Source organism: Evtepia sp., from assembly GCF_056797215.1.
The window spans coordinates 1-10038 of sequence record NZ_JBQILM010000049.1 but is presented as its reverse complement, the minus strand read 5'-3'; the positions used below and the strand labels follow the sequence as shown (position 1 = coordinate 10038).

Here is a 10038-nt window from a genome sequence, read left to right as displayed (position 1 = left end):
GAGGATGGCGGAGATCAGGTCCATCAGCACCGGTTTTGCCTCCGGTGAGGTGAGGATCAGCTTGAACACCCGGTCATCAGAGGGCGGCAGGATATCGGCATTCATCGGCAGCAGTCCCATAGACGGCGGCTCCTTTGCATCCGTTTCTATTGTTAGTATAGCATAAAGCAGCGTGAATTTCTACTGTTTCGTTTCAATCCTGTTTTCTGGATGTTTCAAATGCCATTGACAGGGTACAATCTTCGCAGTATAGTTAGACTAACTTTTACTAGGAGGGTATCCATTATGGCAGTTAAAAGAAAAACCATTGAGGAGCGTATTGCCGCTATTGACGAGAAGATTGCAAAAAAGCAAGCCGAAATCGAGGCACTAGAGGCTCAGAAACAAAAGCTGCTCCATCCCATCACCATGAAAATTGTGATGGACAAGGCCAAGGCATCCGGGATGACATTGGAGGAGATTGCAGAGAAGTTAGGGATTGAGGTCTAAATACTATTATATATTAAGTACAAAGCCCCTAAGAATGGTATGGTCTATTCTTAGGGGCCCTTTGTTCCACTTTTATGAAAAGAAGTCCATAGGGTTCACCCGGCTGCCACTGGAACCATTGGTCCAGACCTCAAAATGAAGATGGTTCCCTGTGGAATTGCCAGTGGAACCGACTCTTCCGATCACCTGTCCCTGGGAGACGGTATCCCCTACGGAAACCAAACGGGCACTCATGTGCGCGTACAATGTTCGGCTCCCGTCAGGGTGGGATATGGCGACATGATTCCCGAAAGAGGACCCATAAGTCGAGAGCACAACTGTCCCGCCTTTTGCCGCCAAGATATTCGTCCCATAAAGTATATGCCGCCCCGGCCCTGGATTTCCTGTACCCGGAAAGGCATGAATACCGCCAGGGATTCCGTAGTTAGAGTGCGGAAGGTGTTACTCTTCCGTACCCCGATGGGAAGGACAGTATTCAGCCCGTCCAGCTGCTGGAACTTCAAAACCGCCATCTGACACATATTTTTCCTGGCAACGGAAAGTATGGTTTCTGTATCTGCGTCAAGCTGCTTCTTCGAGTCAGCGGTCAGTACCATGGTCAGCACCGCAAACATCATCCGCTGGTCACGGGTGGTGAGGTCATCCAAAAACTCCTTACTCTCCTTGCGCTGCAATTCCATGTCATAGGGGACCACAGCGGAAAAGTTGTTGTTCTGGTTCTGCCGCCGCTGCCAGTTGGTGCGGTCCGTCACCATGGCGTCCTTGATATCGCTGGCATAGTCCTTCAAAAAAACCGGCAATACTGATCACCGAGTTTCAAATAATCGCTATGCTTTTCGATGCTGTCCGGGCAGACAGCGCAGACGGTGGTTATAAATCGTGATCTTCGTGGTTGCTCCGCCGTCATGCCGTGGTAGCTGACGAACCCCAAGGCGGCGAAGGGGGCCATGTTATGTCGATCACAGCAACAGAATTAAAAATGAATCTTGGAAAATACCTCTCGCTGTCTGAGACCGAGGACATTTACATTACCCGAAACGGAAAGGTCGTGGCGAAACTGACCAATCCATTTCAGGACCGGGTCGATGCGGCCAAATCTCTATTTGGCGTCCTGCCTGCAGACATAACCCTGGAAGAAGCAAAGAAGGAGCGTTTGGAGACATTATGAGAGCCTTGATCGACACTTGTATCGTGATAGATGCCCTCCAAAATCGTCAGCCATTCCATAACGCGGCTCAGGAGCTTTTCCTTGCGGTAGCGAACCGTCGCTTTGATGGATTTTTAACGGCGAAGTCTATCACTGACATTTATTACCTGACCCACCGGTCCACGCACAGTGACGCAGAAACCAGACGCATCCTTACAACACTGTTCCAGCTCTTTGACTTACGAGACACAAGAGGGATCGATTGCCGCCGGGCCCTGTCCACAGATATTACGGACTATGAGGATGCCATCATAGTCGAGTCCGCAGTCCGGGAGGGAATGGATTGCATCGTGACAAGAAATTTGCGTGACTACACGAAAGCGTCCATCCCTGTCTATACGCCCGTCGATTTTTTAGCGTTGCTTACCCCTACTGAGGAAGCAACCTCTCGTACTGATTTATAGCCCCATCATCTCATGCACGATCCGGTCCGCCATCTTCACGCAGCCTACCAGGATAAGCATATTAAACAAAGTTTCCCCAATATACTTCCACACCATGGTAGCCGCCGCCGCGTCTGCATCCACCGTCGGCGGCGTACCAGCGAAGGCCGAGAAGATCACACAGGCCAGCACGATCACGGCCCCTTCCAGGCAAACGGCGGCGTAGGCTTTGAGAAAATTCTTCCCCACGCCCTGCATCGGCTCTCCGGCAAAGCTGGATAAAGGAATCGGCGCAATCGAGGTGTACATAAATACCTTGAAAATCTTCCATACACGCTGAGGATCATCACAAACGACAGCACCCAGATAAACAGTCCGCCGATGAGGGTCACCGCCCAGAGGGGGATGCTCTCGAAAAAACCGCAGTAAAATATTCACCAGTTGTTAGCTACTTACAAAATTTAATACCAACACTCAAACACCAAGGCGGGCCCCGTGCTACTTACGGGACCCGCCATATTTTGTAAAATTTAGAAAAGAACTATCCCACGGGATCGACCCGGCAAGAGACGATTTGCAACAGAAAATTTTGCTCTCCGTTCATTTTGGGGCGCAAGTTCCTTTCAATCGTTTATCCATCACAGATACTGTTATTTTAATAGAATTTTCCGGCAAAATCGGTTGTTTCATTGTGTTCTAAATGGTATACTAAAAACAAAACATGATCTATTTCAGCCAAGCGCATCGCGCCGCTTTATGCGAGAACACGAGGAGAGACGATATGGAAAAGATATTGATCGTGGATGACAGCGCTGTACAGGCCATCCAACTGCGGACCATTCTGGAAACCGACTACGAGATCACCGTAGCCCAGACAGCGGAGGACTGCCTGGCCTATGCGGGGACAGGGGAATACTCCCTGATCCTGCTGGACGTGGTGATGCCGGGCATGGACGGCTTCACCCTCTTGAGTAAATTACAGGACGAGGTCATTACCCAAAGCGTCCCGGTGATCCTCATCACCAGCTTGGGGGACATGGAGCATGAACAGCAGGGCCTCACCCTGGGGGCCGTGGACTACATCGCCAAGCCCTTCCACCCACAGATCGTGCGTGCCAGGGTCAACACCCACATCAAGCTCTACCGCTACCGCAAGCAGGTGGAGTGGCAGTCCATGACTGACCAGCTCACCGGCATCGCCAACCGGCGGCGCTATGAGCGCTACAGCGTGGTGAAATGGCAGGAGGCCACCCGCCTTCAAATCCCCCTCTCCATCTGTATGCTGGACATCGACCGCTTCAAGGCCTACAACGACAGCTTCGGCCACCCCGCCGGGGACAAGGTCATCTCTGCCGTGGCTGGCGTCCTGGCGCACCACCTCCGGCGCACCACAGACTTCGTGGCCCGCTACGGCGGGGAGGAGTTCATCGGCATCATCCTGGGCGGGGACGCCCAGATGGTCTTTGACCACCTGCGGCAGCTGCGCAAGCGCATTGAGGACCTCCACCTCCCCCACACCCCCTCTGTGGGGCCCTGGGTTACCGTGAGCATCGGCGGCGTCACCGTGACCCCCAAAAGCGGCGACGACTACCGGACCTATCTCAACATCGCCGACACCATGCTCTACGACGCCAAGCGCTTCGGGCGCAACCAGGTGGTGTGGTGCGGCGACGCCATGAAGCAGCTGCGGGAGAAATAAGCTTACATACTGCGTTGGACAAAGCGGGCGCTGTCGTTTGGACAGCGCCCGCTTCTCTTCTATCTCTTCTTACTTGGCCGCCCGGAGCTCCTCCACATCCTGGTTGAGGTGGCGGACAGCGACCTTCAAAACCTGTACGTCCCCTTCCGTTTTCTCCACCCGTTCAGGCAGCTTCTCCCCCAGGAGCTGGTCCATCTTCTCCTGTAAAATCTGCTGGTTCTCCGCCAGAAGATGGAAGAGCTTATCGAATTTCGCGTCCATCATGACCGAGACACTTTGCCAAATGTCCCCCTTCATCTCGTCCAAGCGGTTGTCCATAGCATCAAACCGCATGTCCATGGCATCCAAGCGGTTGTCCATGGCATCAAACCGCTTATCCATGGTATCCAAGCGGTTGTCTATGGCATCAAACCGCTTATCCATGGCATCCAAGCGGTTGTCTATGGCTTCAAAGCGATTGTCTATGGCTTCAAAGCGGTTGTCTACTGCTTCAAACCGTCTGTCCATCTGCGCTTGCATTTCCTCAAAGCGCTGGTTTGTCCGCGCTTCCGATTCACCGATGCGCTTTTGGATTATTTCATCAATGGCCTGTAAATCTTTTTGTTCCAGCATGGTTCTCACCTCCTAGTCTATATACAGAATGATGTACTTCTACTCCTCCGGGGTGAGCACCACCAGGGCGCCTCCCAGGCTGGTGTTCTTCAGCCACAGGGCAAAGTCGATCTCCCCCTCCTGGCCCTCGTCAAGGATGACGCAGGGGAAGGAGGCTTTCTTGCCCTTGGCGGACACCAGGGGGACCCAGTGCCAGTTGTCCAGGCCGCTGAGGTTCCCGTTGGAATAGTTCAGGAAGGCCAGGGGGCAGTCGGCATCCAGGGCGCTGGTGAGGAAGCTGCGGCAGCGGGTGAGGGGTGGCCGCTGGGCAGTTTCCGGGGGGATCCACAGGATTTCCCCCCGGAGGATACAGTGCCGGGAGAGGGCAAAGCTGCGGCAGCCCAGGAGGAAGCCCTCCGGGTCGTCCAGCCCCCGGCCACCAGGGGTGACATAAGACCAGACGGCCTCCATGTAGGGCAGGAAGGAGCCCTCCTCCGGGGCTAACTCCGCCAGTTCCGGGCGGCTGCGGCCCAGATAGGCCAGGAGGGTGGCAGCGGTGGTGGGGCCGCAGCCGGCGCGGCGCTGCCAGGGGGTGGGATACCACGCCTGGTTGGCGCCCCGCCAGACCCGGCCGTCGGGGCCTTGGACACTGAGATGCTCCGGGTGACTGAGTTGGAAATTCATGGCAGGGCTCCTTTCAGGCTCCAAGTATACCTTGGGGTGGGGCTGGGGGCACAGGCGCTACGAGGTGTAATCTATAGGGTGCTTAGCGATGGTTCTCTGGGTCTGCCTGGCCTTTTTCGGTGAGGGTCAGGTAGTTCATGGCGTTGTCCACAGTCCCTTGGATGTCCGCCTCTGTCAGGGACCGCTTCACCTTGCCGGGAATCCCCACCACCAGGCTGTTGGGGGGGACCACCGTGCCGGCGGACACCACCGCCCCGGCCCCCACAATGGAGCCGGCGCCAATCACTGCGTGGTCCAGCACCACGGCGTTCATCCCGATGAGGCACTTGTCCTCCACGGTGCAGCCGTGGAGGATGGCCCCATGGCCTACGGTGACGTATTCCCCCACGGCCACGTTACAGCCTGCGTCCCCATGGAGGACGCAGTTGTCCTGGATGTTGCTGGCTTTCCCCACGGTGATGGTCTCCTGGTCTCCCCGGAGGACGGCGTTGTACCAGACGTTTACCTGTTCTGCCAGGGTTACGTCCCCCCGGACAAAGGCCCCGGGGGCCACCCAGGCAGTGGGATGGATGTTGGGCATGGCGTGGCCCTCCTCAGCCCAGGACCCGCACCCGCACCACGCCGGGAATGGCGCTGACGGCAGCGGCGTCCACAGGGGCGTCGGTGTCCAGGATGGTATAGCTGTAGTCCCCTCTGGTCTGGGACGCGGAGGCAGCCACGGCGGGGACCGCAGCCACGATGGCGGCGGCATCCGCCCCCTTGGCTAAGACGCACACCCGGTTCTTGCCGCTGCGGGCCATGGTCAGGTTGGGGTAGTTCACGGAGTTGACGATGTTGCCGTTGTCCAGGTAGTCCTGGACCTGGCGGGCAGCCATGATGGCGCAGTTGTCCTCAGACTCCGGGGTGGAGGCCCCCAGGTGGGGGATGGCCACCACACCCTCCATAGCGGCGGTCTCGCTGGAGGGGAAGTCGGTGACATAGGCGGCACACTTGCCGCTGTCCAGGGCGGCCTTCAGGGCGGCGGTATCCACCAGTTCCCCCCGGGCCAGGTTTACCATGCGTACCCCGTCCTTCATGGCGGCGAAGGCCTCGGCGTTGATGCTGCCCTTGGTGTTGGGGTTCATGGGCAGGTGGAGGGAGATATAGTCGGCCCGGCCATAGAGCTGGGGCAGGCTGTCTACGATCTCCACCCCGGGGTAAAGGTTCAGGGCGTTGGCCACGGAGAGGAAGGGGTCATAGCCCACAACGTCCATGCCCAGGGCGGCGGCGGCGTTGGCCACCAGGACGCCGATGGCCCCCAGGCCCACCAGGCCCAGGGTCTTGCCCAGGAGTTCCGGGCCGGCATAGGCGGACTTGCCCTTTTCCACCACAGCGGCCACGTCCTCCCCGGCGGCGGACTGCTCCTTCACCCAGGCCACACCCTGGGCGATCTTCCGGGAGGAAAGGAGCAGGGCGGCCAAGGTGAGTTCCTTCACGCCGTTGGCGTTGGCGCCGGGGGTGTTGAACACCACAACGCCGCTGTCGGCAGCCCGGTCCAGGGGGATGTTGTTCACCCCGGCTCCGGCCCGGGCGATGCACTGCAATGCAGCGGGGAAGTCGTAGTCGTGGAGCTTGGCGGAGCGCACCAGGATGGCGTCCTCCTGCTCCATGGTGTCGCTGATTTCAAAGCGGTCGTCCAGCTGGGCCAGGCCCACCTTGGAGATTTTGTTCATGGTTTTGATATGATACATGGTTGGTCACCTCGAAGAATCATTTTGACGACGGGTTCGGTTGGGCTCCCGCCCAAACCTGGCCAGGGCTCCCGCCCTGGACCTGGCCAGAGGCTCTGCCTCTGGACTCCGCCACCTTTTGAAAAAGGTGGACGAAAACTTTCATCCTTAATTTTCCTTGTCGAACTTGCGGACGAAGTCGCACAGGGCCTCCACGCCTTCCATGGGCATGGCGTTGTAGATGGAGGCGCGCATCCCGCCTACGGAGCGGTGGCCCTTCAGGTTGGTGAAGCCCTGCTCCACGGAGGCCTTGACGAACTTGTCGTCCAGCTCGTCGGAGCCGGTGCGGAAGGTCACGTTCATGAAGGAGCGGGCCTCCTTCTGGGCGGAGAGCTGGAAGAGCTTGGTGCCCTCTAGGGCCTCGTAGAGCATGTTGGCCTTTTTGATATTCAGCTTTTCGATGCCTGCGGCGCCGCCCTGGGACTCCAACCAGTCGCACATGAGGCCCAGCATATAGATGCACCAGCAGGGGGGGGTGTTATACATGGAGTCCTTGTCGATCATGTGCTTGTAGTTCATGATGGCGGGGGTGATGGGCAGCTCCTTGCCTGCCAGGTCCTCCCGGATGATGACGATGGTGAGGCCGGCGGGGGCCAGGTTCTTCTGGGCCCCGGCATAGATCAGGCCGAACTTGCTCACGTCGATGGGACGGGAGAGGATGTCGGAGGACATGTCGCAGGCCACGGGCACGGAGCCGGTTTCCGGAACATACTGCCACTGGGTGCCCTCGATGGTGTTGTTGGAGCAGTAGTAGAAATAGGAGGCGTCAGCGCTGAGCTTGAGCTTGTCCTGGGCGGGGATGGCGGTGAAGGCATCCATGGGGGTGGCGTCGGTGGTGGTGCCGTACTTGTCCGCCTCCTTCTTGGCCAGCTTGGCGAAGTGGCCGGTGACGGCGTAGTCCGCCTTGCCGGTGGCCCCCATGAGGTTCAGGGGGACCATGCTGAACTGCATGGTGCCGCCGCCCTGGAGGAAGAGGACCTTATAGCCCTCGGGCACGTTCAGGAGTTTTCTGAACTTCTCCTGGGTGTCGTCAAAGATCTTCATAAAGACCTTGGAGCGGTGGCTCATTTCCATCACGGACATACCGGAGCCGTTGTAGTTGGTGATCTCTGCCCCGGCCCGTTGGAGGACCTCCAGCGGGAGCATGGACGGGCCTGCGGAGAAGTTGAAAACACGATCGTTTGCCATAAGAAAAGTTCCCCTTTCGCTTTTGTACTGTGTCGAATTTGCATCGCGCGGACGCAGGTGTATTCTTGTTTATTATAGTCCATGGTAGGATACCCCGTCAACGGAAACCTACCCCCTTTGGGGAAAAACTCCAAAACAGGCAAAAAAATTCCCACGAAAGCCAGGCTTTCATGGGAATTTCCCGTGCTCAGAATGTATCCAAGGGAAGGGGCTGGACACCGCCGGAGGCCAGGGCCAGGGGGGCGGTGGACACCGCCGGGGTGGCGGTCTGCTGGCTCAGGTTGGAGCACAGCTCTTCCAGGGGGCTGTCCAGGCGCAGGGCGGGAGAGGTCACAAACCAGTAGGCATTGGAGTTCTCAATCCGGGTGCCGTAGGCCTCCCCGATGGGGATGCGGCCGGGGGCGATGGCCTGGGAGGGGTCGGCGCAGTAGAACACGCCGTCGGTGTAGTCGGTGAGGAGGATGCCGTGGGGGACGCAGGCGGCGTGGAGGACGATGCCCTCCGGGTGCTGGGCCAGCAGGTCAATGAGGACCTGCCGGTTTGCCTCCCCGCCGGGGAGGAAGGCGTGTCCCACGGTAAAGCCGTTGTAGGAGAACACATAGGGCAGGCCCCGGCCGGAGCGCCAATAGGCGTCACGGTTGGAGCTCTCGGTGCTCTCGGCCCAGTTCTCGTCCCCCCGGAGCATAGCGGCCCGGCGGAGCATCATGGCGGAAGAGGCCAGGGTGCAGGTGCCGTTGCGCTCTTGCTTGAGGAAGACTTCCGGTTGGTTGATGTCCTCAAAGCTGGCGGCAAAGGCGGCGGGGAACAGGGCGGTCAACAGTAGGATGGTGAGCAGGAACTTTGCGATGGACTGGTGCATAGGCGGTCACTCCTTTGGTGGCTGCGTGTGGGGGTATCTTCAAGTGTTTGGATGTACAAACAGGGTGGCGGCAGGCTGTCCAACGGGGTGTGACAGAGCTGTTACCGTTTTGTAATATACCACAGAATGGACGGAAAAGGAACCCTTTTCGGGGATTTCCTGCCGGATTTTTACGGCCTCGACAAAAAGCGACGGGACAAAAGGGCTATTTTCGGGCAGATAGACAAGGAAAAACCCCGGCAGCGGGGCTTTTTGAAATTATGCTTTTCAAGGGCTTTGGGGTATGATATAATAGGAAGAGCAAGAAGCGCCTACCATTTACAACACTACTGATAAAAAGGAGCACTGATTACTATGGAACTGGAAACCGTCCTGTACCGCGTGGAGGGCAGCGTGGCTGTCATCAGCCTCAACCGCGTCAAGGCCATGAACTCCCTGAACAAGCAGATCTTCGCCGACCTGACCACCGCCTTTGAGGCCGCCCGTGACGACGCTGCCGTGCGCTGCGTGGTGATGAACGGTGAGGGCCGCGCGTTCTGCGCCGGCGGCGACATTGCCGAGATGAAGGGCATCACCACCGAGGACGCCTTCTTCGACTTCATGACCGTGGCCGGTGGGTTCACCACCCTGCTCAACACCTTCCCCAAGCCCGTCATTGCCGCTGCCCACGGCGCCATTGCCGGCGCCGGCACCTCCCTGGTGATGGCCGCTGACATCGCCCTGGTGGCAGACAACGCCATGTTCATCGTGGCCTTTGGCCAGGTGGGCCTGATCCCCGACTGCGCCTGCCATTACCTGCTGCCCCGTGTGGTTGGCCCCAACATCGCCAAGGAGCTGATGCTCACCCAGCGCGCCGTGAAGGCCGACGAGATGAAGACCCTGGGCATCGCCAACTATGTCTATCCCGCTGACCAGCTGATGGACGAGGCCATGAAGCTGGCCAATAAGATCGCCCGCGGCCCCCTGAACTGCTACACCAAGTCCAAGGCCCTGATGAACAAGGCCCATGAGACCACCCTGGCTGAGCTGCTCAAGGAGGAGACCGCCGACCAGGCCGCCGTGCGTATGCACGCCAACGCCGAGGAAGGCCTGGGCGCATTCCTGGAGAAGCGGAAGGCAAACTTCCAGTAAGCCACAGCTTCCCTTCGTAACAAAATGCCGCCGTTCCC

Annotated in this window: 13 protein-coding genes and 2 pseudogenes; 6 read left to right on the top strand and 9 right to left on the bottom strand. The window is 58.3% G+C overall.

Going from position 1 to position 10038, the window contains the following annotated elements:
* The first annotated feature begins 285 nt into the window (after positions 1-285).
* The gene (locus tag ACTOZL_RS09630; protein ID WP_482478157.1) at positions 286-489 is read left to right on the top strand and encodes a hypothetical protein; all 204 of its coding nucleotides are present in this window, start codon (positions 286-288) and stop codon (positions 487-489) included.
* A 72-nt stretch (positions 490-561) separates the two neighbouring features.
* Here ACTOZL_RS09630 and ACTOZL_RS09625 read toward each other — a convergent pair whose 3' ends face one another.
* Positions 562-804 (bottom strand): M23 family metallopeptidase, encoded by a 243-nt coding sequence (locus tag ACTOZL_RS09625; protein ID WP_482478155.1) that lies wholly within the window; start codon positions 802-804, stop codon positions 562-564.
* 38 nt (positions 805-842) lie between these two features.
* Positions 843-1345, bottom strand: a pseudogene (locus ACTOZL_RS09620) (VirB4-like conjugal transfer ATPase, CD1110 family); the annotation flags it as partial.
* 96 nt (positions 1346-1441) lie between these two features.
* On the opposite strand from ACTOZL_RS09620, the gene ACTOZL_RS09615 reads away from it, so the two are divergent.
* Positions 1442-1657 (top strand): type II toxin-antitoxin system Phd/YefM family antitoxin, encoded by a 216-nt coding sequence (locus ACTOZL_RS09615; RefSeq protein WP_482478153.1) that lies wholly within the window; start codon positions 1442-1444, stop codon positions 1655-1657.
* Complete coding sequence (locus tag ACTOZL_RS09610; protein ID WP_482478151.1) at positions 1654-2100, top strand: PIN domain-containing protein; 447 nt, start codon at positions 1654-1656, stop codon at positions 2098-2100. Before ACTOZL_RS09615 ends, ACTOZL_RS09610 begins: the two co-directional genes overlap by 4 nt.
* On the opposite strand, the pseudogene ACTOZL_RS09605 reads toward ACTOZL_RS09610, so the two are convergent.
* A pseudogene (locus ACTOZL_RS09605) lies at positions 2095-2504 on the bottom strand (hypothetical protein); the annotation flags it as partial. The gene ACTOZL_RS09610 and the pseudogene ACTOZL_RS09605 overlap by 6 nt on opposite strands.
* 356 nt (positions 2505-2860) lie before the next feature.
* On the opposite strand from ACTOZL_RS09605, the gene ACTOZL_RS09600 reads away from it, so the two are divergent.
* Complete coding sequence (locus ACTOZL_RS09600; protein ID WP_482478150.1) at positions 2861-3778, top strand: diguanylate cyclase; 918 nt, start codon at positions 2861-2863, stop codon at positions 3776-3778.
* A gap of 69 nt (positions 3779-3847) precedes the next feature.
* On the opposite strand, the gene ACTOZL_RS09595 is transcribed toward ACTOZL_RS09600, so the two are convergent.
* The 6 genes from ACTOZL_RS09595 to ACTOZL_RS09570 all read right to left on the bottom strand — a co-directional run bounded on the left by ACTOZL_RS09595 (position 3848) and on the right by ACTOZL_RS09570 (position 8869).
* On the bottom strand, positions 3848-4390 hold the full coding sequence (locus tag ACTOZL_RS09595; RefSeq protein ID WP_482478149.1) for a hypothetical protein: 543 nt from the start codon (positions 4388-4390) through the stop codon (positions 3848-3850).
* Between the two features lie 39 nt (positions 4391-4429).
* On the bottom strand, positions 4430-5053 hold the full coding sequence (locus ACTOZL_RS09590) for a hypothetical protein (protein WP_482478148.1): 624 nt from the start codon (positions 5051-5053) through the stop codon (positions 4430-4432).
* An 82-nt stretch (positions 5054-5135) separates the two neighbouring features.
* Positions 5136-5633: a gamma carbonic anhydrase family protein gene (locus ACTOZL_RS09585; protein ID WP_482478147.1), complete on the bottom strand. Its 498-nt coding sequence runs from the start codon at positions 5631-5633 to the stop codon at positions 5136-5138.
* A gap of 13 nt (positions 5634-5646) precedes the next feature.
* The gene (locus ACTOZL_RS09580; RefSeq protein WP_482478146.1) at positions 5647-6783 is read right to left on the bottom strand and encodes a 3-phosphoglycerate dehydrogenase family protein; all 1137 of its coding nucleotides are present in this window, start codon (positions 6781-6783) and stop codon (positions 5647-5649) included.
* A gap of 147 nt (positions 6784-6930) precedes the next feature.
* A complete protein-coding gene (gene serC / locus ACTOZL_RS09575; RefSeq protein ID WP_482478144.1) occupies positions 6931-8010 on the bottom strand; it encodes a 3-phosphoserine/phosphohydroxythreonine transaminase in 1080 nt (359 codons plus the stop codon).
* A gap of 187 nt (positions 8011-8197) precedes the next feature.
* A complete protein-coding gene (locus tag ACTOZL_RS09570) occupies positions 8198-8869 on the bottom strand; it encodes a hypothetical protein (protein WP_482478142.1) in 672 nt (223 codons plus the stop codon).
* A 126-nt stretch (positions 8870-8995) separates the two neighbouring features.
* Here ACTOZL_RS09570 and ACTOZL_RS09565 point away from each other — a divergent pair, with 126 nt between their 5' ends.
* On the top strand, positions 8996-9202 hold the full coding sequence (locus ACTOZL_RS09565) for a hypothetical protein (protein WP_482478141.1): 207 nt from the start codon (positions 8996-8998) through the stop codon (positions 9200-9202).
* A 21-nt stretch (positions 9203-9223) separates the two neighbouring features.
* Positions 9224-10000 (top strand): enoyl-CoA hydratase/isomerase family protein, encoded by a 777-nt coding sequence (locus tag ACTOZL_RS09560; protein WP_482478140.1) that lies wholly within the window; start codon positions 9224-9226, stop codon positions 9998-10000.
* The last annotated feature ends 38 nt before the right edge of the window (positions 10001-10038 follow it).